Consider the following 26,575-nt stretch of genomic DNA (forward strand, 5'->3'; position numbering starts at 1 on the left):
TTAGAGCTGCCGACTTTCGGGTTGGAGCTGCCGATTTTGACTGCCCTGTAGTCGGACGCTCCAAATGGAGTGCCGGAACTCTGCGAAGTAATCTTACCCCCTCCTCTATCCCCTTGGGAAATTGACTGACTCGGCTTGCGCCTGCTCCGGGACGCCGCCAGGGCAGCCAGAGTGGGCGCCTCTTGGGAAACCGGGGCTGGGGCATGGCTGACCCACTGGGGGCCAGGCGAGGCGGAGAGAGGGGCAGAGGGACTCGTTATCGCTGCTGCCTGTTTGCTTCTGAGGTTATTGCTTCAATGCTACATTGCCGGGTCACCCCTGGGGTCTGGCACTCGTCGCTCATAATCGGCAGGTACCCGGGTTAGGCCCGAAGGGAGACAGTGGCGCGGGCTCCGAGTAGCCAGTCAATAGAGTCCAATGACAATTGGGAATTGCCCGGACGTTAGCACTCTCCTGACCCCCAATTGGAGCTCTTCCCACTCCATCTGTGCAGTTAAATCGGTGAGTCGTTCAGACCAAAACAACACAGACAAATAAATTCTAACAGCGAGCCTGTTCAAGTCCTGCAGTATACGCAGCTGAGTGCGCTGGACCGATTTGCACACTGCGCTGGCCGCATCTGAACGGGTGCTCTGGTTTGATCCGAACAGGCTGCTGGTACACTTGCATAAAGAAGGCGCTTGTCGAGCCTTAGTTTTGTCTGGCCTCACTATTCGAGGCAATGTTAAGTTGTATCACTATATGCACATGCCCGCGCTGGCCCCAACTGACCAGCTAGCCGGCGACAACCGATCACCTGCGCCAATTGTGACAAAAAGCACAACAGGCAGATCCAAATTTTTTCGGAGAAAACTTCCTACTTTCAATATTTTATTTTTAGGGATTCATGAGAGTATCCGCGCCTAGAACTAGCATTAATATTGCAACTACACTACCGAGAACAGCCAACATCCCCCTTTCCCCATACTTTTCATCTCGGCATTCAATAATTCCTCTTGCTAGCAGTGTTTTATTAAAAATAAAGGCATAAGGCCACTGTAAGATACCAAGTAATAGTATTGAAAAAACTATTACTTGGAGAAGTGACACTTCTTGCCAATCAATATATAGCCTCAAGCCAAGTAAAGAAAAACATACAGCCCAATATAAAACCTCTAGAAATCTTCTACTATTTGATGATGTCATTTAAAGAGTCACCACTAAACATGAAGTAATTATCAACTGCAAAGCCAATTTGGCCGTTACCAAATCCAGCTACAGTTCCTAATGCTCCAGTAAGATAATCACCCGTATATGTTCCTTCTACGGTAGAAGTAAACAGTCCGACGGGAGCTGTCACGTATGTACAAGCTTTACAAATTGCCCCCACATAAGAGTTAGTGTAGGAAATTTTTGAATTTATATTTCTCACCATATTGGATTGAGAGTCGTAATAAGATTCTATCCCTGTTCCTGGTAACAGCTCATTTCTTAATGGCCCAGAACTATAAAGAGGGGTATCGCTATAAGGAAGAGCCTCCCATATATCTACTACTGAAAACGTACTAGCCTGAGGCACATCCCTATAAATCAAAGGCTTTGGTACTGCCTTGTCTCGCTGCGAATATGGTTGCTTGGTCAAGTCAATTGATTCTTCCACAGGGGTTAATTCAATATCTTTAGCAGGCACACTTGTATTCATTTTCGGTGAAGGCACTGAAGGAGCGCTGAAGTAAGTTACTAATCCGGCTACGACTGCGCTAAAAGCACCAGTTGAAGCTCCATTTGCGAACTTACCGCTAAAGATCAATCAAAGAACGTCGACCTCAGCTCTTTGATAATAATCTGAACCTCCGAAAATCGCCGCCGGATATCATCATCCAAATTAACTATTTCCACTTTTAGCCGTAAGCTATCCGTTCGTTTAAAATCATTGGTATGGAAAGCCAAGACCGACTCACCTAAGTACCCTTGATCCATATTTAACTCTTTAACAACACTTGAATAGTTAAGGTTTGAGGCTGAATCATAGACATAGATTCTAGCTGGTAGCTGAGCCGACCATTTCTTTCGGTCAGAGCTTTCTACTTTGTAAAAGTACATCGTAACTTCATAGTATGCATCATCTTTCAATACAATTTCTTCATCCAGCAAAACTCCCTGTTTAAGAAAAACCTTTTGGGAGAACGCTGGCTCTGAAGGCTTACCACTCATAGCCATTACGCTCAAGGATGAAAGCAACACAAATATAGAAAACAGTCTGGCCATGCTCCGCATCATTATTGCCCCCAATCTGGATAATCATTTCTATACACTTTATTTATATTCCCTTGCTTAACATCCCAAACTTCAAAACCGTGCATGATGTTTTCCAGCGGACCAGCCATTGGATCATGGGCATCGTAATGCAACTGAACACCAGGAATATCATGATCGACTGTCAGGTGATAGCCTCCTGGCAACCTTTGGTTAAATACATGATCACCTAAATCGTCGACAAGCGGAGCATAGATTCCCCCAGGTTCCCAGTCGTCCAGAATAACATCCGGAAGGTCACTCAGATCGGACGCAATTTGTTCAAATATAAAGTCATCACTAGCGCCACGCTCGACACCTTGCGCTCGAACAAAGCCCATGAACTTATTGAATTGTGCCCTTCTAGCTTGAAGTGCTTGCCTTTGACTACGACGCGCAGCGCCCGCCGCCTCATTGAACATCGTTGCGAAGGCTGCAGTGGTTGCCCCATTTGCGAACTTACCACCAGTTGCAGCAGAGATAGTCCCGCCAAGAACAGCCGCACTCATTACCCGAACGGTATCTGCATAGCTGCCAGCGTCATTTGGCATGATCCGGTTTACATTAGCCAGCTTAGTCAAACCAGCGCTCAGGAAACCATGACCAAACTTACCGCCCTGTAAGTCACTCATAATTCCGCCGGTCATACCATGAGCTAATGCCTTACCACCTAGCCCCATATATGAACTTCCTATGGCACCGAACAGGCCACCAGAAATGCCTCCATATAGTGCTCCATTGAACCCAGACCTCAGTGCTTCAGACGGACTAGCCCCGCTAAAGGCTGCCGACGACACACCGGCAGCAAAACCAGCGGCAGCACCTCCGACTGCCCCGGCTATGAATGAGGATGCCGCCATTGAGCATCCTATTGAAGTTCCTGCCATAGCCCCAGCAGCCCAAGCTGATGCAGCCCCGTATGTAACAACCGATATAACAACTACCGCGACAACCTTCACTACATCTTTAAAGCTAAAGTAGCCACTAGGGTCTGTATAGACCAATGGGTTGTTCATTACATAAGAGTAACGGTTGTAGCTTTGTGTGTTATCAGGGAACTGTATAAACGGATCTGCCTGCAAAAACCTCCCCAGCCTCGCATCATAAATCCGCCCATTCATATGAATCAGCCCCACCTGATCCAGCATCTCATGGCCGGTGAAGCCCCTCGTGGTCGCTATAGTCGCCACCGAGAAGTTGATGTCCGTTGCAATATTCGCCAAGACGGCAGACGTACTGGGGTTGATGCGCTGTCCCCAGGCGTCAAATCGATACTCCTGCGTATTGCCACCCTCAACAATCACATCCAGCGAGCCCAGGTGATCCTTATAGAGGTACTGGGTGGTTCTTGCGGTTTCGGTACCACTGCTGCTTTTTGAAATTGTGACCAGTGCATCACCGATATAGCGCTTGATCACCTGGCTGCCATCCGCCTTGGTGACCTTTTCAACGCTGCCGATATAACGAGTCACCGTAGTGCCATTGGTGTCGGTATCGGTGCGCAGGTAGCGGGCGCGATTCGGGCCATACTTGAATTCGGTGGTGTGGCCACCCTTGCTGATTAACTTTGGCTTGTCGAAGGTGGTGTACTGCAGGCTGCGCCCGGAGGTATCCGACGTCATGTTGCCGTTGGCGTCGTAGGTGTAACTGATGTTACCCGTGGACGTTTTGGTGACGGCGTGGGGTCCGGCATTGTTGCCGTAGGTGTAGGTACCGACGCCGGTTTTGGATTTGATATTGCCGTTTTTGTAGTACTGGATATTCTGCTGGATGGCACCCCCGACTTTGACGTGCCTGAGTCGATTCAAGCCATCGTACACAAAGGTTTCCTGGAGTGTGTTTGACCCCGTCGTCCTGGTGCGCTCGGTCAGGTTGCCGATATTGTCCCAGTCGTACTCGTGATCCTGCACCACACCAAAGCTCGCCAGCATCGATGTATCCAGTGTTTTCAGCCTGCCGGTGGCCGGGTCGTAGTAGCGATTCGACGTCAAACCATTGCCGCTGACCCACTCGGTGACGTTGCCACGGAGGTCCATGGCGTTGACCTGGTAATAGGTGGCAGAACCGGGGCCGGCTTCCACGACCTTATGCAGGTAGCCGTGGATATTGTACACGTTGGTAATGCCTTCGCTTTCCCAGCTGCCGTCACCGGCGGCATCGTAGACTCGCGAGACACGGCCGTAGTCGTCGTACATGACGTATTCATAGTGGTTATCGTTGGCGGCCAGGCTGGTGACCGTCTCGGTGACGCGACCAAACTGATCATGGCCAATGACTTTGATATAGCCACTGACGCTATCACTGACCGATTGCAGGGCGCCAAGCGCTCTACCTGAGGTGGCATTATTGTAGGTCCAGGTGCTTAGGCTTTCGGTGACGCCTGCTGCGGTCTTGTCCTCGCGGGTAATCATCCGCCCCAGCTGGTCGTAATCCATGATACTGCGCTGCCCCTTGGCGTCGATTTGACCGATCAGTTCCCCAAAGGCATTGTATTGGTATACCCACCAGCCAGTTTTTGCCGCGAACGAACCGGGAGCTGGGCAGGTGTTATTTGTGCCAGCTAGGAAGCCGCCCTTACTGGGGTCTCTCATACCGACTTTTCTCCCCAGGGAGTCATAACACATACGAATTTCTGTTGTGGAAAAGTCAGTCCCAGAATTCGTTACACGCTCTAGGTTACCAAGCACATCATAAAAATAATTAATCTTGCTGCCCAGATTATCTTCAACTTCGATTAGTTCACCTAATTCATTCTTGACTTCGGTCTTCTGCTGGCCGGCAGGGTTTGTCGTTATGGTCGTAAACGCGTTATAGGTAACTGTGACCGGCGCAGTAACTCCAGGAAGCTTGGTAGCTACCAGCCTGCCTAATATATCGTAATCAAACTCTGTCCAATACTGTGCAGTCCCGCTATGAGGCTCTGATTTTCGTTTTACTCGCCCAATGTTGTCATACTCTGTGTCTACGTAGGACCAGCTTCCATCAAATGTTTTCGAGCCACGTCGAATCTCCCGCCCTAACAAGTCAAAGTATGTCTTTGCCTCAGATCCGCCACTTTGCTTTACATGCTCTATAAATGTGCAACCTGCCAAGCCGGGTTCGTCGCAGGCAATTACTACACAAATCATGTGGGGTCAGATGAAACTTTTGCTTTCATAGCCTGCCTATCCTTACCCATTTATGGGGTTAATGATAAGCAGCCACACAGATTTTTATACAGCCTCGCGACAAAGTCTCATCTCACCCTACTTATCCCCGTGGGACATCGGTGCTCTCCATTAAATTGATCGTCGCAAAATCAGTTTAATGAATGCCGGTGTCCCCCGTTAATGATGAAGAGCCCCGACTTTCGGGTTGGAGCTGCCGATTTTGACTGGCCTGTAGTCGGACGCTCCAAATGGAGTGCCGGGATCTCTGCTAAGTAACCTCTCCCCTTCTTCTACCCCCTTGGAAATTCGACTGACTCGGCTTGCCCCTGCACCGGGACGGCCACTAGGGCAGCCAGGGTGGACGCCTCTTGGGAAACTGGGGCTGGGGCATGGCTGACCCACTGGGGGCGAGGCGAGGCGGAGAGAGGGGCAGAGGGACTCGTTACCGCTGCTGCCTGTTTGCTTCTGAGGTTATTTCTTCACTGGTACATTGCCGGGTCACACCTGGGGATCTGGTACTCGTCGCTTACAATCGGCAGGTAACCGGGTTAGGCCTGAGGGGAGACAGTGGCGCTGATTCCTAGCGATCAGCCAGTGCATAGGGCTCAATGGCAACTGGGGATTGCCCGGACGTTAGCACCCTCCTGATCCTCATCTGGAGCTCGCTCTTCTCCATCCGTGCAGTTATATCGGTGTATCGTTCAGATCAAAACAACACAGACAAATAAATTCTTACAGCGAGTCTGTTCAAGCCCGGCCGTATATGCAGCTGCGAGCGCTGGACGGATTTTCACACTGTGCTGGCCGCATGTGAACAGGTGTACTGGAATCACCTGAACGCCCCGCTGGCTCACTTGCACAAAAAAGGCGCTGGTCGCGCCTTTAATTTCATCTGACCCCACAGCAAATTTCGCGAAAGATAGCGTTTGCGATGTAGCATGGAGCGACTTGAATAGAATTACTGATGGCTGTACTGATAGAGACCACCACCCAATTTTTGCCAATATGCTACGAAATGCCCCTCCAGACAGCCCTTCTATCTACGTATTTACGTACAACCCAGGCCCAACTGAACGGAGTTTATCCAAATAGGGAAGAGCCGTTGATCAGAAATTACAAAGTCGAAGCCGCTGGTACGACTGGGATCGGGTAGTGTAATTGAAGAAAAAGGCACTCTCATTTAGGTGCCTAAATTCTCGAGAAATAGGATGTTTTTTCAACACGCAGTATGAACTAATGCAATATGAACTGAAAATCGTTCTTGGTTGCCACTAAACCTATCCTTTTATTCCTCCGCTAAATACTTGTACTTTCATCGAACCAGTCACTTCTTGATTCAGTGCGAAATTCTTTTTCTAGAACTACGGATAAGTCCAGCTTTTCAATCCCACTAGATCCATGAAACACAATGGTAGCTTTTAATAAATAGTCTTGATATTGATAATTTTCCTTTATCAGGGGACCAACTGCCACTCTTAGCAGTTTTTTACCTGAATAATCTCTAACTCTATTAGTGCCAACATCTCCCAAAGTGTATTTCTTATTATCATCTACGCCAATTAATTGGATATTGATAATCTCTAACCTTGAAATTTCCCCATCAGCAAATCGAAAGCCAAAGTGAATGTTATATGGAAACCCCCAATCCAGAAACTTCCTTTCACCTTCCTCATAGTTCTCACCATAGCGTCCCACCACATCAATACTAAACACCCCTCCGAGCATTTGTTGCTCATAGTATTTATAACCATAATGGTGAACTTCTCTACAACCGAACAGGGACACTAAGAGCACTCCTAATCCTACCAATGAAAAAGTCTTCATCATTATCACCTATTACTGGGGTGTGTTCCCATGTCGCCAATACGGAACTATATCTCGAGTAAAGTGTGTAAGCGGGTTACTTCCATAGTTTAATGTTCCCATATTAAGAGACTCTGTAACATGTGTGAATGTGCCATTATCATTTGGGCGCAGAATGATTTCATAACGGCCATAGCGGTTTGAAATTTCCCTCTGCCACCAGTTCTCTCTTCTTGCAACTTTACTGGTATATTTTAGGTTATGTTCATTACCTGGTCCGTTCCTGTGAAATTTTGTTTCACTTGGCGAAGCTTGTTTCATTCCATATTCTCCTGCCCCTTCAACTTCATCAATAGTTAAGTCATTCCTTCCATACAAGCGTTCATCTTTTAAAAATTGATCGTTTTCTACATTCCTCGCAAAATGGCTCTGTTTGCTTCTAGCTCCTGCATTATTACAAGGCCGTCCCGTACATGACGAATTATCTTTAACGGCTGTTGGCTGCTCAAAATTCGCTGGTGTTAAGCCAGCCAAACCCACTCCAGCAACTTGAATAGCTATGCCAGAATTAAAGGCACTTTCTCTTGTGGCAGTAACTACAACTTCTTCGAGAGTATACCCTGCCTGATTTGCTCCCGCAGCTATGGCTTCACTAGAAACCGTATTACCTGCCAAGTGCTCGGCTGTTGCCTGGCTAGCAACATCCGACGCAGCCATTGCGCCCCCCTCCGACACTCCGGTAGTGGTACCTGGCTGCGCCATTTCCCCCCCGATCCATGCCATTGCGGCGGCAAAAAATGCCTGTCCGCTCGTGGCACCATTCATTTTTGCGAAACCATATGCCAAAGCCGCTCCACAAGGCGGACAGTAATAACTAACGACAACTGTTATCACTGTTTGAACGACCGACTTTACAAAATCGCCAAAACTAAAGTAACCACTAGGGTCGGTATATCTCAGAGGGTTATTCATTACATAAGAATAGCGATTATAACTTTGCGTGTTATCCAAAAATTGGACAAACGGATCTGCCTGCAAAAACCTCCCAAGTCTCGGATCATAAATCCGCCCATTCATATGAATCAGCCCCACCTGATCCAGCATCTCACGGCCGGTGAAGCCCCTCGTGGTCGCTATATTCGCCACCGAGAAGTTGATGTCCGTTGCAATATTCGCCAAGACGGCAGACGTACTGGGGTTGATTCGCTGTCCCCAGGCGTCAAATCGATACTCCTGCGTATTGCCGCCCTCAACAATCACATCCAGCGAGCCCAGGTGATCCTTGTAGAGGTACTGGGTGGTTCTTGCGGTTTCGGTACCACTGCTGCTTTTTGAAATTGTGACCAGTGCATCACCGATATAGCGCTTGATCACCTGGCTGCCATCCGCCTTGGTGACCTTTTCAACACTGCCGATATAGCGGGTCACCGTGGTGCCATTGGAGTCGGTATCGGTGCGCAGGTAGCGGGCGCGATTCGGACCATACTTGAATTCGGTAGTGTGGCCACCCTTGCTGATTAACTTTGGCTTGTCGAAGGTGGTGTACTGCAGGCTGCGCCCGGAGGTATCCGACGTCATGTTGCCGTTGGCGTCGTAGGTGTAACTGATGTTACCCGTGGACGTATTGGTGACGGCGTGGGGTCCGGCATTGTTGCCGTAGGTGTAGGTACCGACGCCGGTTTTGGATTTGATATTGCCGTTTTTGTAGTACTGGATATTCTGCTGGATGGCACCCCCGACTTTGACGTGCCTGAGTCGATTCAAGCCATCGTACACAAAGGTTTCCTGGAGTGTGTTTGACCCCGTCGTTCTGGTGCGCTCGGTCAAGTTGCCGATGTCGTCCCAGTCGTACTCGTGATCCTGCACCACACCAAAGCTCGCCAGCATCGATGTATCCAGCGTTTTCAGCCTGCCGGTGGCCGGGTCGTAGTAGCGATTCGACGTCAAACCATTGCCGCTGACCCACTCGGTGACGTTGCCACGGAGGTCCATACATAGAGTGGATTTTAGGTCGAATGACAAAGCACTCACCGCGAGCCAGACGCAAAAACAGCGGCATGGCCGCTGCTTGATGACTTTCCTGAAAAGCCTATCTAGCCACTACAACAAAGAATAACACTACATCTTGGGATTTATGAATACGTGTCCTTAGTCTTTCTACGATAGACTACCTGGTGACCGGCCACCCGGCGGAAGTCAACCCCTTGGCCAACCCCCGATGGTTTAAACGCTTCCGGGTAGTGGATCGCTTGACGATGATGACCAAAAAGTCATAATTAGAATCATTGATGCCATGATTGCCAAACAGTAAATGCAATCTGTACTTCAACCCTTTGATGACGCTGCCAGCGCCTAACCTTTGAGAGGCAACCCCATGCAAGCCGCAAAACAAGATGCTTTAGATGCGATCAACCAGGCTCCCGAGAATGCCGACATGGAAGAGATTATGTACCGGCTGTACGTGCTCGATAAGGTACGCAAGGGGCTGGAAGCGGTAGAACGTGGAGACACCCTCACCAGCAAGGAATTGGAGCGAGATATTGATTCATGGTGATATGGACAAAGCCCGCCAGAGCGGACTTAAAACATATCCATGATTTTATTGCCGAGGATTCCAAACACTACGCCAGGAAAGTGGCTCAAGAGATTCGGGAGAAAACCGATATTTTGAACAAGCTCCCCGACATCGGGAAGATGGTGCCCGAAGTCGGTAAGCCTGAGATTCAGGAACTGCACATTTATTCCTACCGGATTATGTACGAAGTTAAAAATGAGCAATGTTATGTGCTGGCTGTGATCCACAAACGGCGGGATTTTGCGCCAGAGGATTTGCCTTAGATTAATATTTGATGCAATACCACCGGCCAAGGTTATTGTCGTCTAATAGACCCTGATTCCAAACAGTCTGCGCACAGGGTCCAATAACAACTGGAAAGCCCCTGACGTTACCAGCCTCATAACCCTCAACCAAATTAAGTGGGGTCAGATTAAACTTTTGCATTCATAGCCTGCCTATCCTTACCCACTGATGGGGTTAATGATAAGCAGCTATACAGATTTTAATACAGCCTCGTGACAAAGTCTCATCTGACCCTACTTATCCCCATGGGACATCGGCGCTCTCCATTAAATTGATCGTCGCAAAATCAGATTAATGAATGCCGGTGTCCCCCGTTAATGATGAAGAGCCAAAGTGCGTAAATCCTAAATATACGGTAATAACTGGCTTGCCAAAAATAACACCGCGGCATTGAGTGCATTGGTTACGGCAAAAGGCTGCTTACCTAGAGATACATCAATAAACCCCTTTGGAATCGCTTGCGCCTTTTTTTGATACCGAATCGATCTATTCACTTCTAACCTTGGCGCATTGGGGTCAATCACCAGACGAAGCCCGGAACCTCTTAGCTCTCGACGAACCGGGGCGCCCGTAACTATATTTAATAGGTAGATAAGCGGAGAAACTACAATAACCCAACCAATCACCGTAAGCCCCATCATGAATAACATGCTTTTTCCCGCCAGAGAATCCCAGCGACTCTCTAGCCTCGTAATCAGGTCACGCCCATCTCCACTTTTTGAATTGGCCAAATTTGCTGTGATGGCAAAAAAGAAAATAGCGGTTAATGACACGCATGCAGCTATAAACTCACCGGGATGTATGGAGAGCAACGCCTCCCTGTCTTTTAAGCCGTCCCAGACGAGAGCCATGAACGAAGTCATAATACTGATTGGCGCGCCGTAGTTGATAAACCAGACAAAGTAATTGGTTTCAGCGTATCTGCCGAACACCCAATTGAGTGCCCAGATCCAGATTACTATCACTAACGCTGAAACTAGAAACACTGTTATCAGTCGAGCATTACTCTGAGTGACATTTGTCTTATCATCAATATTATTCATGAAACTCTCCCTAAAACAGGCGGCTTGAGGAGCACCCCGCGAGTAGCGGTGATAGTTTCTAACCCTTTCCAATATAGCATGTCATACTCTCGCCCTTAAATTGCCTTCTAGTGCGGGGGGATTACCCTGTTGATTGAAATCGAAAGCCTGCACTACCAGACAAATCCGTCACAAAGACACAACTTCCTGTAACTCATTGATAAATTGAGGAGGCGGTCCAGAAGCGGTCCGAGAGATACCCCTCGCTCAAACTACCCTGTTCACTACCGCTTTCGCCAAAACTGCCAAAACCCTGTCTCGGGGTTTCAACAGTACTCTCGGGGTCAAATTCCGTAGGCGATCAATAAACCCCATCTTCAACCTGACCCTGGCTGCTGTTACGGCTTGACTTCACTGACCAATGGAGAACCACCGTATGACATCAGAACAAAAGGAGTAGTTTTGGCGGGGCCGTATCAATGATTGGCGCAAGAGCCAGGTCACTCAGAAAGTTTACTGCGAAGAGCGCGACTTGTCTTTTACCCAGCTTGCCTATTGGCGCACTGGATTCAACCGGGTCAAATTCGGCCGTCTCCTGAGCCAGCCACCGACCCCTGGACCCCACCAACCGGTCGCCTCGCTGTCGGCCCGAGTCTCTCCAGAGTGACAGTCTGAGAGCGAACTGGAACCGAGGCATGGGTAGGGCCATGGGTCACCCCCGGCGGGGAGAGTGGGGCAGTGTCGGCGAAGTCTGGCGAGATGCGGCAGACAGCCCTGCCAGGTAAATTTCCCAGATCGGCAGGTTTTCAGCAAACCTGGAAAACTAGCAATCTGGAATCTACTTGTCGTACCTGACGCCTTGACGCTAGCACCCGAGCGAGGCCTTGTGCGGCATAGACTGGCGTCGAGTCGCCGAGCGCGTCGATAAAATTGAGTTATGCCTGCACTACACTGCCCCGAGTTCTGGGGTAATACACAGGCGCTACAGAAGGAAACTTCAGAATCCGCGCATGGTTACAGTATTCACTATCCGTATTTGTAAAGCGGTAAATGACGCCGCGGGTGCAAAAAGCTTGACCCTTCAGGATCTTGAGAATAATTTAAATGAGAACTCTATTAGAGTTAGTCGTTGTAACGACTTCATCATCGGGGTGGTAATATAAATTCGGTCATCCGTTGTGCCTGCGATGAATGTTTACATTACTACTTCAGGCAACACATAAAAGAGGGATTTTGTTATGGCTAAAGGCAGCAGTGGTTCAAAAGGTCGTGGATCAGGTGAAGGTGGTGGCGGTGGTCGTGGCACGTCAAGCCATCCCAGTCCTGGTGGAAATTGGCCTAGCACATCAGGCAACCCATCTGGAGGCGGCCGAGGAAATGCACTGTCGAAAGGCAAGTAGGTAAGTTTGCTTGTTGGCTCTTTTGGTGTATCAGTTCTGCAAGTCCCAAACCCTAACAAGCGCATGTTGTTAGCCCCTGCGGGGCTGGGATCTGCGTCCCGCTGCACTTTTCTACAGCTCCAAATGTGGGCGTTATATTTCAATGAGAGCAAGGTGCCACGTCACCCTGAATTAAGTGAAGTTCTAGCTGAGCAGTGTAGCTATGAGTGGATGTCACTTACTCCCCAGATGCTACCTTTCAGGAATTGAGCCAATGCTGAGAATGCAGAGGGTATTAAGTGGGGTCAGATGAAACTTTTGCTTTCTTAGCCTGCCTATCCTTACTCACTTGTGGAGTTAATGATAGGCAGCTCCACAGATTTTGATACTGCCTCTCGACAAAGTCTCATTGTGAAGCTCCCCCTTTTTCCGAAAATGGTTGCGTCCCCTTTTTCCCTCCGGCAGTTGATAGTGTTTCAGGTCATTGAATCAGGGCGTTGCGCAACCCGTACAGGGATTGCCGCACTGCGCGAACCTGGTCCTTGCTCAACACATTGGTGCGATCACAGCGAATATAGCTCATAACATCGTGTGGTGCGGCGCTGTATTTGAATGTCGCGAAGTTGGACGAAAACGAATACTTTGGGCCGTCATCGCAGCGGTCAACACCCTGGTTATCCCAGAACCCCTCCGAGAAGGCCGGCATGGTGTCATGGGTGGCCAAATAGCAGCCGCCTTTTCCGCTGCACGCAGTTGTGGCGTAGCGATCGCCGTCGAGATTGTGGATCGAGGCATGGTTGGTCGCGGTCTCTTCGTTTTTCAGCATCGTTTCAATTGCCGACTTTGTTGTTTTGGCAGTGCGATAGGCATGAGCTAGCTGGAAGAAGTGACCGAGTTCATGGGCGAGTCCGCGCGGTGAGGGACGATCGTGAGTGACTGTGCTGTTACCGCGGTACCACTCTACATAGGTGCTGTCAGCATCCTGGCCATTGAGTCGGATTCCAGTCGGTCTGGTCATGGCAATGAAGTTGGCCCGACCACTGGAGCAGCCCTTATTGTTGCTGTGGGGGATGATGATCGGAATCGAGTCCGAGGGAATATTGGTTGCTGACCAGGCATTGAGCGGATTGCGGCTTTTCCCACAACTAAAATCGGCCAGGTCCTGGTTCTGGGTGACTGTTTGAGCCGCATTCATAAACTCGATGCCGGCGGCGGCAAAGGTGCGGTTGGCGCCCTCAATCCAGCGCTGGATACCCGAGTTGGTGAACTCGTCAGCGGCCAGGTCGTTTTCAAGCCGGCTACTACGAAGTGCAGCTTGACCGACCGGGCATTGCTGTACAGGCCAAAGCTGTAGTTGTTGGCGATCAGGTGAGTCCAGTCGGAGCGCCATCCGGTGTCGATGCTCTTGATGCCGTAGTCACCACTCTTGTTGTCAACATACAAAATCGCTCGCCCGCCGCCATGGCACGAAGAATCGCTGCCGGTACGGGGCTTGCCGACGATCAATACCGGATTCATCTGGGCTTTCCCGCAATCCTCGGATAATCGGTAGTGAGCCTGATAGAGCAGAATGTCGCTGCGCGATTCGCCACCGTAGTGCTCGCCCACCCCCAGCAAAGCCGTATGGGCGATGCCGGCGTTGGGCAGGTCCTTGACAGTCTTCGCGTACGGGTCCCAGATCCGCACCTCCCCACCATCCTGGTTGTGCAGCACCAGTTCCTGATCGTCATCGTCGTCAAAATTGCCTGCCGCTATTTGATCCCAATAGCTGCTAATGATCGTGGTGGATTGAAGCTCCAGGGTCTTGCTTTGACTGGAATATTTGTAAAACTGCGCGGTGCCGGTACTGCGCTGGTAAAACAAGACGCGGCTGACGCCAGAGTAATTAAATGGAACGACAATGTCCCATCCCTTCGCCTGGTCGGTGTTGGTAATGAGGTTTGGAATAGTTTGTGAAAACCGCAATGTGGCCTTGTTTGTTTCGAGTTTGAACGCCTTGAAGTCACCGGTATCGCGGCTGTAGAGAACGACATTGGCATCGACGCCGTTGAGAAAATTCGCCGGCATGATATCTGACCAGATAGTGGTCCACTTGTAAGTGTGCGGCTGCTGCAGGGTACCATCGTGGCTGATGACAGCGGTCTTGGCGTTGCCGCTGTTGCGGTCATATACCAATAGCAGGTTGTGTCGCAGAACTGTTGCATGGGTCCAGTCCCGTTGCCACTTTTTGGCACTGCCGAGGGTGATGTCTCCTTGCCGGTCGAATACGAGCCATTTAGCATTAGTGCTGTTCAGTGCTTGACCCGGGGTCGATGCCAGGAACAAAACAAGTAGAAACAGGATTTTAAGCAGCGGAGCTTGGAGGAATGTCATTTTAAACTCCTTCTCGCGGAGTAAAGGAAGGATCAAAACCCTTATTGCTTTTAGCCTACTTTAAAACTGAGCCTACTCCTAAAATCAGACACTGGCTATTTGTAAATATCTATTCAAGCCAACTACTGCAAAAATACTGAAAAATCATGTGGGGTCAGATGAAACTTTTGCATTCATAGCCTGCCTATCCTTACCCATTTATGGGGTTAATGATAGGCAGCTCCACAGATTTTGATACAGCCTCGCGACAAAGTCTCATCTGACCCTACTTATCCCCGTGGGACATCGGCGCTCTCCATTAAATTGATCGTCGCAAAATCAGATTAATGAATGCCGGTGCCCCCATTAATGATGTAGAGCCAATGTTTACCAGGGCTCACAGCTCATTAAGCTCAGACCACACCCTCAACTGATCAAGAATATCCAGAGCAGAACGCCCAAATTCGGTTAGCTCATAAGTAACCGCTACAGGGCGATCGCTGATTACAGTTCGTATTACCATGCCACGCCCTTCAAGTTCTTTGAGGCGCTGGTCAATCATTTTCTTACTCGCGCCTCCCAACATCCTGGTCAAGTCATTAAACCGTACAGGCCCATCTTTGAGGTGATAAATGATGGAGCCAGTCCATTTCCCGCCGATGAAGCGCATACCCTTTTCAATCGCACAGGGCTCCATACATGCGTCATAAACTTTTTTCCGACCGTAACTATCTGTTTCTACGCGACTTTTCATGCTTTTTGCTCAACTTTTTTAAGGTTACTAAAAGTATACTAATTGATTATATATTATAGGTAACAATACTATACCTGCAGCAATTAACTAACCACTACTTCTTGTTCAAAAGTTCGTTCAATGCGAGGAAAGAAGACATGAGCAATATCTTGATTATTAACGCACATCACAAATACCCATTTTCAGAAGGTCGTCTAAACGGCGCTCTGGTTCAAATGGCAGATGAACTACTACAAGCCAAAGATCACGAAACGCGTATCGTTAATATCGATGAAGAATGGAATGTAGCAACTGAACTAAAAAACCATCAGTGGGCTGACACCATCATTCTCCAAACGCCTGTGAATTGGATGGGGGTACCTTGGACGTTTAAGAAATATATGGATGAAGTCTATACCGCAGGCATGGGGGGTCAATTGTGCAATGGTGATGGTCGCCATGAAGACACGCCCAAGAAGAACTACGGCGCAGGCGGTACGCTCACTGGAAAAAAATACATGCTGTCTTTGACATTCAACGCCCCAAAAGAAGCATTTGATGATGAAAGTGAATATCTGTTTCAAGGTAAAAGCGTGGATGACCTATTTTTCCCCATGCATATAAACTTCCGCTTCTTTGGTATGCAGCCGTTACCAACTTTCGCCAGTTTCGATGTGATGAAAAACGCAGAAGCCGAAAATGACTTCAAACGTTTCTCTGCTCACATTCAAGAAAATTTTTAATCCAGATTGTAGTCAAACTTATGGATCCACAATTTAGGAAGGCGCTTTCAGGATTGGCACTAGCCATGATCGCATCAGTTTCAAGTGCCCAGGAATTTTCTTTAGCGCATATTGCTTCGCCAGAGCACTACAATCTTGTTATGGAGAATGAGCACGTACTGGTTCTAAAAATGGTGCTGAAGCCTGGAGATGCTGATCACGCTCACCGGCACCATAACGAAACGGTCTACATTCAAAAAGGTGGCCAGATAACGATTACCGAGAAAAATGGAAAATCCTTTGTTGCTGATATTCCTGACGGCCATGTGATGTGGCATGAAGCCTGGGCGCACCAAGTAAGCAATACAGGTGATACAGAAGTCATCGCCATTATTGTTGAGCAAAAATAGTTAAGTTATCTCCGAGGAGTATTTATGTTTACCTACTATGATGTTGATAATGCACCGGAAGAATCCAAAGCACTAATGAAAGCCTCCTTAAAAGGCTTCGGCATGGTGCCTAACCTACATAGAATATTAGCGGAAGCACCCGCTAGCTATGAAGCCTATAACACGCTGTTCAACCTGTTCATGAAGAAAACCACCTTGTCGCCGATCGAGCAGCAAGTGATATTTATGACAGCCAATTTTGAAAACAACTGCCACTACTGCGTTCCTGGGCATACCTGGATGATGCACGCAGCTAAAATGCCAGATGATGTGATTGATGCATTGCGAGAGGGCACCCGGATTCCGGATACAAAGCTTCAGGCGCTCCATGATTACACCAGAGCATTGTTGGATAACCGTGGCCACATAGGGGACGAGCAGCTTCAAGCCTTCATCTATGCAGGGTATACCAAACGTCAGGCTTTAGAAGTATTGACTGGACTCGCTTCGAAACTTATTTCGAACTTCACCAATGCCATAGCCCATACCGAGCCTGATGAGGCCTTCCAAAAGTATGCATGGACTCATCCAACTCAACGTTAAAGAATAAGTAGTTGACGAACACTCAATATAAACCGGACGGCACTGCATTCATTACTTGGGTACAACCTTCAAGCGAAACCCGCGCGCAGCACAAACGAGTGCTGCTAGCGGGCGCCGTTGCCAGTAGCCAATCTGACCCGGTTTGTGCTGATTTACACGACGTTATTTTTTAATTGCTTTCAATTAATGCTCGTGTCTCCTTTGATGTGAGCATATAGTGAGAGTGCCCCACATATGATTCCACAACTCATTTAGCCTCAAGGAGATGTCGTCCACGACTCCGGGTTATTACAATTAAAGAATGGAATATTAAAGAGAGCAGCCACTTCGTCATTTGTTATATAGCCGAGTTACAAGCGCTATTAGTGACATGCCATTATTCGATTTACTACAGATAAAGTATGCACTCAAAGGAGCTGAACCGTGTATTTTCAAAAATCTATTTGCGCAAGTTTCTTTGCGGCTGTAATCGCCGCTTCCACGACCACCAACGCTGGCGTCTTTTCCACGATTTATCTTTTCGGAGACAGCCTGTCGGATCAGGGTAACCTTTTCGCGGCATCCGATTCGCTGATCCCGGGCGCTGACAATGGAGTCCCCCGAAAAGACTACTATTCAGACGATGGCGGCACCTTCGGGCGCTTCACAAACGGGAAAAACTGGGTTGATCTATTCGCAGAAAATCTGGACATGTACTCGCTGCCCACCCTCCATGGTGGTAATAATTTTGCCTACGGTGGAACTCGAAACAAGCACAATATTGTCGAGCTCAATAGTACGAAACCACCTGAGGTACAAGCTCTCACAAGTATAATCCCCGGGCTGCAAGGTGATCTCTTCCCGGAAGATGCATTCCCCTGGACATTGCAGGGTCAGACAACCGCATTCGAAACACTGGGCGTGATTGATCCGGACGCACTCTATGTGGTTTTTTCCGGTTCAAACGATTTGTCTGAAACTGTATTAATGCTAGCCGTTGGAGTCCTGCCATCCAGCGAAAACACTCTCGAAAGCTGGTTGTTCGGTGTGTTATTGGGGGTCGAACAGACGATTGATACGCTGATAGCCGCGGGAGCACAGGAGATCCTGGTTCCCAACTTGCCAAATCTGGGCATAGTTCCTGGGTTAGTTAATTCCCAGCTGTCTGGCTTGGCGACTCAGATTTCTGTGCAATACAACAGCCTCCTGAAAACGATGCTGACCACCAAAGAAGCCAAAGGCGTCAACGTTATTCATTATGACTTTTACAACTTGACCACCGAGATTTCAATTCATCCGGAGACATTTGGCTTTACCAATGTTACCGGGCAATGTTACTCGGGCTTTGTCGCCCCAGTGGTTAGTGAAAGCATCACCGTGTGCGACAAGCCGCAAGAATACGCTTTCTGGGATCAGGAGCATCCGACTACTGCCGTTCACAAGATAATGGCTGATCGCATGTCAACGCAATTGCTTCCAGACATGCTAGAGCGCCTGAGACTGCAAATCACTGAGATAGATGCTAAAACCGGAAAACCTATACTGAAGAAGTTTAAGAGTGCCATGAAAAAGCTCGAAGATCACAACCCCAAAAATGATCAAGCCGCGATAAAAAAATTCGAAAGTCTTATTAAAAAGGTGAAGAGTAAACAGAGGAAGAAGATTTCTGAGGATCTAGCTTCATCAATAATTTCGCGAGTTGAGAAAATTATAGGACTCTTACATTTGCAGCTATAAGTATTAGCAGTCGGAGAAAGGCCAGAGCCATCCGTGCCGCATACTCCGCATTTATATTTTTGCAGCGGCGGCTTCCTCGTCAGGGCCGCACATGATATTTTGGGGAAGGATATATATCCAGCCTCGCAAAGTTCTGACGACTCGCTTATCGCAGTCATCTATTAACACAGTGCCTCTTTCATAGTGTGTTACGTCGCTTAGCTTATAAGCGATTGTTTGTGCTTTAGTTGTATTCTTGAAGTGCCCCCCAGCATCTTTCATTGCAGCTTCTATAGACCTAATTATAGCGCCAGATACGACTCTGGAGAGCTCTTGCCCGTCTTGTGCCAGCCAATAATCAGAAGGGGTAGAACTTTCGGTAACGGCAATTGCTTGAATCATGTTCTGGTAAACAATTTTATCTTCCGGGAGGTCTTTATAGATAGTGATAGCGTTCTTGAGGACCAGGGATTTTTCATCTTGCGCCATATAGAAAACAGGGCTCATTTCGATGATAAAGCCGAAGTTCTCAGGGTGTTCTGTAATACTATGAAACTTCCCATCCGGAATTATAGTATTCAATGATGCCAGACTAACTGCAGCAATATAACTATCCGTATAGCGGGCTAATACACTTTGATACTTATCCAATATTAAATTTGCTTGTGCTTGAGCCTCTGCTGCCTTGGCTTCATCTACTGCACTTTGGGTAATTGCATGTGCCGCAAGCATTGCCGCAAACCCTGCAGCCCCTGGTCCGTACAGCATGCCGCCAGCGCCTTGATAGGGGCCAGAACTTTCAAGCCCTCCGAGAAAACGAGGCTCGCCACTATTAACAACAACCAAACCAACATGCTCAATTGATTCATTTTCTGGTTGTTGCTGATATTGTATATAGTGCCTGTGATTCTGCGATCCACAACCAGTAAGGCCTGCGATCGCCGTGCAACAGAGCAGTATAAAAAGGTGGGCCTTCATTTCAAGTTCAATTAAAAGTCGTTAGTAAGAGTGGATTTTCCTTCAGCAAGCGCTTGATAGTAAGCGTTGGTCAAGCCGGGAAACGCAGGCGGCTCGTCCCAAACAATATCGGAGGCCTTGAATATTTGAACCGGCTTATACCAGGCATAGGTATTTGTACGAAGATCTACCATGTAACTTAGCGCAGAAAACCAGCCTTGCGGGTCACCTACCGGAACGTAGCTGGAATAATTTCTGTGTATACCCAGCCCTTGAATTTCTACTACCAACAAGTGCGTAATGTCGCTGTCATTGGCAAAGGATGAATAGTCAAATTTAGGCGACTGAGGGTCACTGGATTTAATCTTTTTTAGTGCTTTTCCACTAAATTTTTCGCTCAACACAACCACTTCCAGGCCCTTGCTTTCCAGCTTGTGCTTTATCTCTTCGGGCAGTGACTGTAACTCCGAAGTGTCGAAAGTATCCACATTTTTGCTCAACGTTGCATGATTACCTTCAGCTACCGCCACACAAAGCAAGCAGCCGGCGCCGGGCAGAAAAACATCGGGTGCCGGAATCTCGGAAATGACAACACCAACCTTTTGATTCGGCGTGTCCCAGAATTCGGTTTGTAGTGCAATAGGTTGGGTGGGTGCGGTGGCGCAGGCGCTGGTCAACGCGGCCAAAACAAGCAAGAGGCTAACTCGAAAAAGCATAATCAATCCTTAATTTTGTATTATTTATTCCTTCAATGCACTGCCAGCTAGTTGTCGTCAGGCAAAAAGATGGCGGAAACAATACTAAATGATATAGGTGACAGGCAAGTAGAATTTACTGATTCCGGTATATTTCAGGTCTTTTATATGCTTATACTTTACACTGCGACTTGCAGGTTTTTGAGAGATTGTCCACCGCTCCCTTCGAGCCAGAAGCGGTCGTTTAATCCGACTCTGACCCCAGTTCATGCAATGCACATCAAAGCGCTACCAGATACCATAACGCTTCTTCATATAACACTATATTAAGGGTTAAATTATGCGCAGATTAATACGGCTTTTAACGCTATCAGTCTCGCTAGTGGCAATTTCCGCTTGCACTTGCTACATGGGTCCGCCTGTGGCCGTCGCGAAGACTGAGGCCCCTGCCAAGACTGCGACCGTCGCGAAAACTGAAACCGTTGCGAAAACTGAAACCGTTGCGAAAACTGAAACCGTTGCGAAAACTGAAACCGTTGCGAAAACTGAAACCGTTGCGGAGACTGAGGCCGTTACCAAACCAGGCGACGTCGTACTGAGCAGCAGCGCAGACGTCGCGGGTTGCAAGTTGCTCGGTACGGCCACGGGCAAGGCCAGAACCAAATGGCTCAACTCGCGCAACGACAAAAGTGTCGCCACCGAAGTGCTCAAGCGGGCACGCAACGAGGCGGCCGACATTGGTGGTAACGTAATGGTGGAAAAAACAGCGCTGCTAAATAACAGCCAAACCTTCTCAGTCTACAGCTGCCCCTGATACAGGGTAGAGCCTAAAGCTGGACACCAGCATTCGTTCGACGAACAAACACGGAAACACCTGCGATTGGCAGCTGCCATTTCGCAATACCTTGTTTGCAAAAAATCAATTGGACGGGGTGTATAGTAGAACCGGATAAATTTGCTACACTCGTGCCTGCGCAATATATCCCGGCGAGCCAGGTTTTCCTATTAGGCTTGCCGGATAGAAACCCTGAGACAACCTCATGAACAGCAACAACAACCCTAACAATAACAAGGCTTTTTAAATGCCGTTTAACCCCCACGTAAAGCGTCACACCACTTATTTCAAGGGTGGCCGTCCCCTGAAGCCAAACACCCGGATTCGACCGTCGGCATCCGACGAGGCCATGGCAATCACACTCGGAGAGCCGCGAGTAACGAAGCGGATGCCGCTACCTGTATGAGTGCGCTGCGAAATTATCTGGGGCCGAAATACTGGCTGACCTGGCTGAGCCTCGGCTGCATGTGGTTATTGGGGCAGTTGAGCCTGCGCGCTCAAGTTCGCGTTGGTAAATTACTTGGCCTGGTGGTTTTTCATTTAGCTCGACGCCGGCGTCACATTGCCGAGGTCAATATCGATCTGTGCTTTCCGGAATTATCGGAGGATGAGCGGGCTAAACTGGTCAGGAACACCATCAATGAGAATGCGATCGGACTGGTTGAGACCTCCTCCGCCTGGTGGAAGGACCCGGAGTACTACCGCAACAAGCTGGAAATAGAAGGCCAGGAACACTTGCAGGAGGCTCTTTCCCACGGACGCGGCGTGATTATGGTGGGTGCGCACTACACAACACTGGACCTTGGCGGGGTTCTGGTATCGCTGATACACCAGCCCACGGTCATGTACCGAGCCAATCGCAATCCGCTGTTCGACCTGATGATGAAGACGCGCCGGCAGCGCTTCTGCAAACGAGTGATTGAACGTCGACAGATGCGTGAAGTCTTCGCTGCCATGAAGGCGGGTGACTTGATGTGGTACGCGCCCGACCAGGATTACGGCCGCAAACAATCGGTATTCGCGCCTTTTTTTGGTGTTCCCGCGGCAACCATAACCGCCACCAGCAGGTTAACAAAAATCAACCAGTCGCCATTGATTATACTCAGCCACCACCGGAAAGCCGATAACAGCGGTTACATCCTCAGTTTCAGTCCAGTGGTAGAAGGCTTTCCCAGCGGTAATGACCTTACGGATACGACACTGATCAATAAACTGCTGGAGGAGCAAATTCGCAAGAATCCGGCCCAATACATGTGGGTCCACCGGCGCTTTAAGACGCGCCCGGAAGGCGAAGACAAGCTCTATTGACGCCTGGCTTCAGCCACCTTCGCTCCGTCAACAATTTCAGTAAACCACGCAGCCATAGGACCCGGAGCACAGCCCCAGTGGCCCCGGGATGGCCACTGGAATCAAACCGGAACTGGGGCACGGCGCCCCACCCTGCCATAGCAGCCAAGCAGCAACCGGTCGACATCGCAACTGGCGGAGAGCCCTGACCGAAGCCCCGCTGCCCCGGCGCCAGCCCCTCTAAAATCGGCTTTGCCACCCCAGGGTTTAGGAGTATATTCAGGCCAAGGGGCGCTATCCTGGCGTCGCGTTGCGCACACCAACCCCGGTCGTAGCTCATTGGCGGCTCCTGCCAAGTTTGCTGGATAGGCAAATCTTTGTGAGTCTATCACCGTGTTTATTGATTTCACTCTTCCAACCTATACCGTCGAGCAACGTGAGCGGGCCCTCCACCCCAGCATGGCCTATACCCTGGCTGCCACAATGATATACGGCTTCGACCCCTCAATAGCCACCCCTGCAAAGACTTAACCGAAAGACAGGTATTGTCACGGAGCGTTCCATGACTACAAATGACAAACTCAAACGTAAGCACGACATCGCCTACGCCTGCTTTATTCCACCGGGGCTGGTTTACCTGATTGGCGGCATTGCACCCTACTTGGCCATGGATACTGGTACGGCTGGCGGGGTCGGTTTCCTCATCCTGATTCCCCTGGCGCTGGCGGCACTGACGTCTGTGCCGCTGGGTCTGTATTACTCACTCCCATTTTGGCGCGACCGGGTGCTGGTTTTCCTGGCAGTTATCACCCTTATCATGCTGGTGCAACTGTTCGCCGAGTGGGGGCCAGTCAAATTCAGGAACCTGGCAGGGTTACTGTACGGTGTGACCGTATTGCTGATAGAGGCCAGCTGGTTTCTGCTGCGGCGCGGCCGGACCTATACCGCGTAATAATGCAGCGGGTGTTTTGCAGCGCCGCCCAATCTATGTAAGCCAGTTAGCAACTGGTCAATATTTAATCCCTCCGTCCCCTTTTCACCGTCCCATTTTCAACTACAGGCGCCACTGCAGCCCGATCCAGGCGCCCCGGGGAGCGCCGGCGCCGAGGAATACCGGGCTGGGATTGGCCAGTGCCGGGATGACTTCGGTGGGGTCTTCTCCCAGCAGGCCAAAGTTTTCGTATTCTCGGTCGAACAGGTTATCCACTCGCAGGTACAGCTGCCAGCGCTCGCCAGGGGCGTAGGCCAGGTTGAGGTTGACCAGGGTGAAGCTGCTGACCCGGTCGAGCTGGTTGGATTCATCGCCGCGCAGCACCTGGTCGCTGTTGTGAATCAGCTCCAGTCCCAACTGTGTCGCCGCCCCCAGCTGGAGCTGGCCCAGCAGTTTTAGCTGCTGGCGCGGAATGGACGGCAAGCGGTCGCCCTTGCCTACCTGGACCTCGCCGGCGGCATCGGCAAAGGCGTGATTGGGGCTGAGTACCGCCATGTCGCTCTCGAAGGTAGCATCGATCCAGGCGTAGTTAAGACTCCAGTCGAAGCGCCCGCGGGCACCACTCAGACCCAACTCCAACCCGCGCCGGCGGGTGGCATCGACATTGGCAAACAAGCCGGTGGCACGGCCGGTGGACTGGAACAGGATGTCGTCGCGGTTGCGGGTGCTGAACAGGCCCAGGCTGTAATCCAGCTCGCGCCACTGGCCGCGGCTGCCGACTTCGAGATGGCGCGCCACCACTTGCTGCAGTGGCGGGTCGGCGAGGAAGGCGTTGGGCAGGCGGCACTCGAAATCGATATCGTCCGGGTCGTCGCCGCGCTCCAGGGCAAACCGGCGGGCCACTTCGAACACTCCTTCGTTGCAGGCCAGCTCAATGGGTGTCGGTGCACGCGACGATTCACTCAGCGACGCGTAGAACTGGCGGCCGGGAGAGGCCTGGTAATGCAGGCCGAGGGACGGATTGAAGCGGCTGAAACGATGGTCGCCGTCGAGCTCCGGGCGCGCCCCGGAGCGGTCGCGCAAGCGCACCTCGGTGCGGTTGAAACGCCCTGCCAGGGTCAGGGTCAGCGCCTCGCTCCAGCGCAGGGTATTGGCCACCAGCAGGCTGGCGTTGCGGCTGCGGGTGCGCACCTGCACCGACTCGTCGGCGAGCAACGTGCCGGTGCCCAGGCCGCGGGTACTGCGGGTCGACGGGTCGAGCCCGGCCAGCTCGGTGACCGAGCTGAAACCGCTCTCGCCGAGACTGTAACCGGCACCCACCACCAGGCTGTTACTGCGCCCCAGCAAGCGATGATTCCAGCTCAGCTGCAGATCCAGGCCACGGCTGCGCTGGCGGCGCTGGCTGATGTTGTTGATCGCCTCATCGCTTAGCGCAGCCCCTGCGGGCAACTCGGCGCTGATATCCTCTGGCAGCAGCGAATCCGGATCCAGACCCGCTGCCTGGGCACGGTCCTCGATCAATTGCGCCAGGCTGGCATAACTGCTGACGCTGGCATCAGCGCCGCTGCAAATGTCGTCCAGCTCGATATCCAGCTGAGCTTCGAGCACGTCCTCCAGCTCTTCAGCATCCTCCAGTAGCGCCTCGGCACCACCGGCAAACTGGCACAGCTCCAGCTCTGAGGCGTCGCCGTTAAATGCATCCGTATCGTTGTCACGCCAGTAGGCGCTGCCGGCCAGCTGCAGGCCGTCGCTGATAAAATGAAAGCCGTCGAGAGACGCCATGCGCATGTGGTTGCGGGTATTGTCCGGGGCGGTAAACACAGCGCGGCGATCTTCCTGCAGCAAGCCCAACGGTGAGGCGCCATTGCCCGTCAGGTCGCTGTCGCCCTGTTGCAGTGCCAGGTTGAGGCCGGAGCGGTCGGCATCGCGCCAGCTGAGGCTGCCATACCAGCGCAGGGTCTCCGAGGGGGAATGATCGCGCCAGCCGTCCTCCCGCAGGCTGTCCACATTTACATAGTAGCCCCACTGGCCGTTGTTGCCCCCCGCTTCCAGCACGCCTCGCTCGCGCCCCCAGGAGCCGGTCGCCATCTCCAGCTGCCGTCCGTCAAAATTGAAACCGTTCTTCATTGTCGCGACCACCGCCCCGCCCAGGGTATTGAGGCCAAACAGCGGGTTGGCACCACTGTGCAGGGTCAACTCGGCGATGGCCGAAGCCGGCAACAGGTCCCAGTTGACCGCATCGCCGAGCGGTTCGTTCAGGCGCACGCCATTCTGGTACACCGTCATGCCCTGGGGCAGCCCCAGCAGCGGCGAAGCGGTAAAGCCGCGAAACTGCAGATCGGGCTGCAGCGGGTTATTTTGCGCCGAATTAATGCTGACACTGCCGAGACGACTGTTGGCGAAGTCAGTGACATCCAGCTGATGGGAGCTGCGCAGTTGTTCGGCAACAGCGTGTTGCACCCCATAGGGCAAACGCTGCAAATCCGGCGCCAGGCCGCTGACCGGAGTTGCCGCCACCACTTCCACCTCCTCCATCGGGCCCGCCTGCAGGGCAGCACAGGGCAGCAAAAAAGAGGGCAGCAAAAAAGAGGGCAGCAGCAAACTGCACCAAAGACAGCGCAGAGCCAGGGTTCGGCATTGCCGGGGCAGATTGAAGAATGACGGTTGCAGCAGTGCAGGCAAGTGCATAGCGGAGTGCCTCTCGGCAGCGTAATTATTATCGATGTGGCGCTGCCAGCCATCCTAGACCGAGCCCGACAGAGGGGTAAATGCTGCTTTCGAACCAATCACTATGGTTCCCGGGGAGGATGGCCTTGCTGAGGCCTGCCCCCCCGGAAGCAGTTGGCGACCTGCGCCGATTTAGACAACTGCACGCACTGCCAGCACCCC

22 protein-coding genes and 1 pseudogene are annotated in these 26,575 nt (G+C 50.7%); 10 read left to right on the forward strand and 13 right to left on the reverse strand.

The window, feature by feature from the left end; genetic code table 11:
* Positions 1 to 876: 876 nt before the first annotated feature.
* From G8764_RS16795 to G8764_RS16820, 6 genes are all read right to left on the reverse strand, one after another.
* The gene (locus G8764_RS16795; protein ID WP_166165835.1) at positions 877 to 1,185 is read right to left on the reverse strand and encodes a hypothetical protein; all 309 of its coding nucleotides are present in this window, start codon (positions 1,183 to 1,185) and stop codon (positions 877 to 879) included.
* Positions 1,169 to 1,669, reverse strand: coding sequence for a hypothetical protein (locus G8764_RS16800; protein WP_166165836.1), 501 nt, complete (start codon positions 1,667 to 1,669; stop codon positions 1,169 to 1,171). Before G8764_RS16800 ends, G8764_RS16795 begins: the two co-directional genes overlap by 17 nt.
* Positions 1,670 to 1,785: 116 nt before the next feature.
* Entirely contained in the window at positions 1,786 to 2,247 is a 462-nt protein-coding gene (locus tag G8764_RS16805) for a hypothetical protein (RefSeq protein WP_166165837.1), read from the reverse strand.
* Between the two features lie 11 nt (positions 2,248 to 2,258).
* Entirely contained in the window at positions 2,259 to 5,402 is a 3,144-nt protein-coding gene (locus G8764_RS16810) for an RHS repeat-associated core domain-containing protein (protein WP_166165838.1), read from the reverse strand.
* 1,317 nt (positions 5,403 to 6,719) lie between these two features.
* A complete protein-coding gene (locus G8764_RS16815) occupies positions 6,720 to 7,250 on the reverse strand; it encodes a hypothetical protein (RefSeq protein WP_166165839.1) in 531 nt (176 codons plus the stop codon).
* Positions 7,251 to 7,259: 9 nt separating this feature from the next.
* Complete coding sequence (locus G8764_RS16820; protein WP_166165840.1) at positions 7,260 to 9,248, reverse strand: RHS repeat domain-containing protein; 1,989 nt, start codon at positions 9,246 to 9,248, stop codon at positions 7,260 to 7,262.
* Between the two features lie 352 nt (positions 9,249 to 9,600).
* Here G8764_RS16820 and G8764_RS16825 point away from each other — a divergent pair, with 352 nt between their 5' ends.
* Complete coding sequence (locus G8764_RS16825) at positions 9,601 to 9,780, forward strand: hypothetical protein (RefSeq protein ID WP_166165841.1); 180 nt, start codon at positions 9,601 to 9,603, stop codon at positions 9,778 to 9,780.
* Entirely contained in the window at positions 9,774 to 10,064 is a 291-nt protein-coding gene (locus tag G8764_RS16830) for a type II toxin-antitoxin system RelE/ParE family toxin (RefSeq protein WP_166165842.1), read from the forward strand. Before G8764_RS16825 ends, G8764_RS16830 begins: the two co-directional genes overlap by 7 nt.
* Before the next feature lie 366 nt (positions 10,065 to 10,430).
* On the opposite strand, the gene G8764_RS16835 is transcribed toward G8764_RS16830, so the two are convergent.
* Positions 10,431 to 11,129 (reverse strand): hypothetical protein, encoded by a 699-nt coding sequence (locus tag G8764_RS16835; RefSeq protein WP_166165843.1) that lies wholly within the window; start codon positions 11,127 to 11,129, stop codon positions 10,431 to 10,433.
* A 451-nt stretch (positions 11,130 to 11,580) separates the two neighbouring features.
* Between G8764_RS16835 and tnpA the strand changes: the two are divergent.
* Positions 11,581 to 11,775 (forward strand): annotated as a pseudogene (tnpA, locus tag G8764_RS23085) (IS66 family insertion sequence element accessory protein TnpA); the annotation flags it as partial.
* 1,193 nt (positions 11,776 to 12,968) lie between these two features.
* Here tnpA and G8764_RS16840 read toward each other — a convergent pair.
* The 3 genes from G8764_RS16840 to G8764_RS16850 form a co-directional block, all read right to left on the reverse strand.
* A complete protein-coding gene (locus tag G8764_RS16840; RefSeq protein WP_166165844.1) occupies positions 12,969 to 13,682 on the reverse strand; it encodes a hypothetical protein in 714 nt (237 codons plus the stop codon).
* Entirely contained in the window at positions 13,679 to 14,860 is a 1,182-nt protein-coding gene (locus G8764_RS16845) for a hypothetical protein (RefSeq protein WP_166165845.1), read from the reverse strand. The genes G8764_RS16840 and G8764_RS16845 overlap by 4 nt, the downstream gene beginning before the upstream one ends.
* A gap of 376 nt (positions 14,861 to 15,236) precedes the next feature.
* A complete protein-coding gene (locus G8764_RS16850) occupies positions 15,237 to 15,593 on the reverse strand; it encodes a winged helix-turn-helix transcriptional regulator (RefSeq protein WP_166165846.1) in 357 nt (118 codons plus the stop codon).
* Between the two features lie 137 nt (positions 15,594 to 15,730).
* Here G8764_RS16850 and G8764_RS16855 point away from each other — a divergent pair, with 137 nt between their 5' ends.
* The 4 genes from G8764_RS16855 to G8764_RS16870 all read left to right on the forward strand — a co-directional run bounded on the left by G8764_RS16855 (position 15,731) and on the right by G8764_RS16870 (position 19,002).
* Entirely contained in the window at positions 15,731 to 16,315 is a 585-nt protein-coding gene (locus G8764_RS16855; protein ID WP_166165847.1) for an NAD(P)H-dependent oxidoreductase, read from the forward strand.
* A gap of 20 nt (positions 16,316 to 16,335) precedes the next feature.
* Positions 16,336 to 16,704: a cupin domain-containing protein gene (locus G8764_RS16860; protein ID WP_166165848.1), complete on the forward strand. Its 369-nt coding sequence runs from the start codon at positions 16,336 to 16,338 to the stop codon at positions 16,702 to 16,704.
* Positions 16,705 to 16,728: 24 nt separating this feature from the next.
* Positions 16,729 to 17,286, forward strand: a complete 558-nt coding sequence (locus G8764_RS16865; protein WP_166165849.1) for a carboxymuconolactone decarboxylase family protein — start codon at positions 16,729 to 16,731, stop codon at positions 17,284 to 17,286.
* Between the two features lie 423 nt (positions 17,287 to 17,709).
* Positions 17,710 to 19,002, forward strand: a complete 1,293-nt coding sequence (locus G8764_RS16870) for an SGNH/GDSL hydrolase family protein (RefSeq protein WP_166165850.1) — start codon at positions 17,710 to 17,712, stop codon at positions 19,000 to 19,002.
* A 51-nt stretch (positions 19,003 to 19,053) separates the two neighbouring features.
* Here the strand turns inward: G8764_RS16870 and G8764_RS16875 are convergent, their stop codons facing one another.
* Together G8764_RS16875 and G8764_RS16880 are read right to left on the reverse strand one after the other, a co-directional pair.
* Complete coding sequence (locus tag G8764_RS16875) at positions 19,054 to 19,959, reverse strand: hypothetical protein (protein WP_166165851.1); 906 nt, start codon at positions 19,957 to 19,959, stop codon at positions 19,054 to 19,056.
* An 11-nt stretch (positions 19,960 to 19,970) separates the two neighbouring features.
* The gene (locus G8764_RS16880; RefSeq protein WP_166165852.1) at positions 19,971 to 20,654 is read right to left on the reverse strand and encodes a hypothetical protein; all 684 of its coding nucleotides are present in this window, start codon (positions 20,652 to 20,654) and stop codon (positions 19,971 to 19,973) included.
* A gap of 361 nt (positions 20,655 to 21,015) precedes the next feature.
* Here G8764_RS16880 and G8764_RS16885 point away from each other — a divergent pair, with 361 nt between their 5' ends.
* The 3 genes from G8764_RS16885 (at position 21,016) to G8764_RS16895 (ending at position 23,707) form a co-directional block, all read left to right on the forward strand.
* Complete coding sequence (locus tag G8764_RS16885) at positions 21,016 to 21,447, forward strand: DUF4156 domain-containing protein (protein ID WP_166165853.1); 432 nt, start codon at positions 21,016 to 21,018, stop codon at positions 21,445 to 21,447.
* Between the two features lie 423 nt (positions 21,448 to 21,870).
* The gene (gene lpxL, locus G8764_RS16890) at positions 21,871 to 22,776 is read left to right on the forward strand and encodes an LpxL/LpxP family Kdo(2)-lipid IV(A) lauroyl/palmitoleoyl acyltransferase (protein ID WP_166165854.1); all 906 of its coding nucleotides are present in this window, start codon (positions 21,871 to 21,873) and stop codon (positions 22,774 to 22,776) included.
* A gap of 541 nt (positions 22,777 to 23,317) precedes the next feature.
* A complete protein-coding gene (locus G8764_RS16895) occupies positions 23,318 to 23,707 on the forward strand; it encodes a hypothetical protein (protein ID WP_166165855.1) in 390 nt (129 codons plus the stop codon).
* 102 nt (positions 23,708 to 23,809) lie between these two features.
* Here the strand turns inward: G8764_RS16895 and G8764_RS16900 are convergent, their stop codons facing one another.
* Positions 23,810 to 26,374: a TonB-dependent receptor gene (locus G8764_RS16900; protein ID WP_166165856.1), complete on the reverse strand. Its 2,565-nt coding sequence runs from the start codon at positions 26,372 to 26,374 to the stop codon at positions 23,810 to 23,812.
* Between the last annotated feature and the right edge of the window lie 201 nt (positions 26,375 to 26,575).

Source organism: Pseudomaricurvus alcaniphilus (assembly GCF_011440395.1).
GTDB classification, from domain to species: Bacteria; Pseudomonadota; Gammaproteobacteria; order Pseudomonadales; family Cellvibrionaceae; genus Pseudomaricurvus; species Pseudomaricurvus alcaniphilus.

Excerpts from the sequence above, each read along its gene's own strand:
- G8764_RS16795 (WP_166165835.1), bottom strand. The coding sequence starts at position 1,185 with ATGACATCATCAAATAGTAGAAGATTTCTAGAGGTTTTATATTGGGCT.
- G8764_RS16805 (WP_166165837.1), bottom strand. The coding sequence starts at position 2,247 with ATGGCCAGACTGTTTTCTATATTTGTGTTGCTTTCATCCTTGAGCGTA.
- G8764_RS16810 (WP_166165838.1), bottom strand. The coding sequence starts at position 5,402 with ATGATTTGTGTAGTAATTGCCTGCGACGAACCCGGCTTGGCAGGTTGC.
- G8764_RS16815 (WP_166165839.1), bottom strand. The coding sequence starts at position 7,250 with ATGATGAAGACTTTTTCATTGGTAGGATTAGGAGTGCTCTTAGTGTCC.
- G8764_RS16825 (WP_166165841.1), top strand. The coding sequence starts at position 9,601 with ATGCAAGCCGCAAAACAAGATGCTTTAGATGCGATCAACCAGGCTCCC.
- G8764_RS16830 (WP_166165842.1), top strand. The coding sequence starts at position 9,774 with ATGGTGATATGGACAAAGCCCGCCAGAGCGGACTTAAAACATATCCAT.
- G8764_RS16835 (WP_166165843.1), bottom strand. The coding sequence starts at position 11,129 with ATGAATAATATTGATGATAAGACAAATGTCACTCAGAGTAATGCTCGA.
- G8764_RS16840 (WP_166165844.1), bottom strand. The coding sequence starts at position 13,682 with ATGAATGCGGCTCAAACAGTCACCCAGAACCAGGACCTGGCCGATTTT.
- G8764_RS16845 (WP_166165845.1), bottom strand. The coding sequence starts at position 14,860 with ATGACATTCCTCCAAGCTCCGCTGCTTAAAATCCTGTTTCTACTTGTT.
- G8764_RS16850 (WP_166165846.1), bottom strand. The coding sequence starts at position 15,593 with ATGAAAAGTCGCGTAGAAACAGATAGTTACGGTCGGAAAAAAGTTTAT.
- G8764_RS16855 (WP_166165847.1), top strand. The coding sequence starts at position 15,731 with ATGAGCAATATCTTGATTATTAACGCACATCACAAATACCCATTTTCA.
- G8764_RS16860 (WP_166165848.1), top strand. The coding sequence starts at position 16,336 with ATGGATCCACAATTTAGGAAGGCGCTTTCAGGATTGGCACTAGCCATG.
- G8764_RS16865 (WP_166165849.1), top strand. The coding sequence starts at position 16,729 with ATGTTTACCTACTATGATGTTGATAATGCACCGGAAGAATCCAAAGCA.
- G8764_RS16875 (WP_166165851.1), bottom strand. The coding sequence starts at position 19,959 with ATGAAGGCCCACCTTTTTATACTGCTCTGTTGCACGGCGATCGCAGGC.
- G8764_RS16880 (WP_166165852.1), bottom strand. The coding sequence starts at position 20,654 with ATGCTTTTTCGAGTTAGCCTCTTGCTTGTTTTGGCCGCGTTGACCAGC.
- lpxL (WP_166165854.1), top strand. The coding sequence starts at position 21,871 with ATGAGTGCGCTGCGAAATTATCTGGGGCCGAAATACTGGCTGACCTGG.
- G8764_RS16895 (WP_166165855.1), top strand. The coding sequence starts at position 23,318 with ATGACTACAAATGACAAACTCAAACGTAAGCACGACATCGCCTACGCC.
- G8764_RS16900 (WP_166165856.1), bottom strand. The coding sequence starts at position 26,374 with ATGCACTTGCCTGCACTGCTGCAACCGTCATTCTTCAATCTGCCCCGG.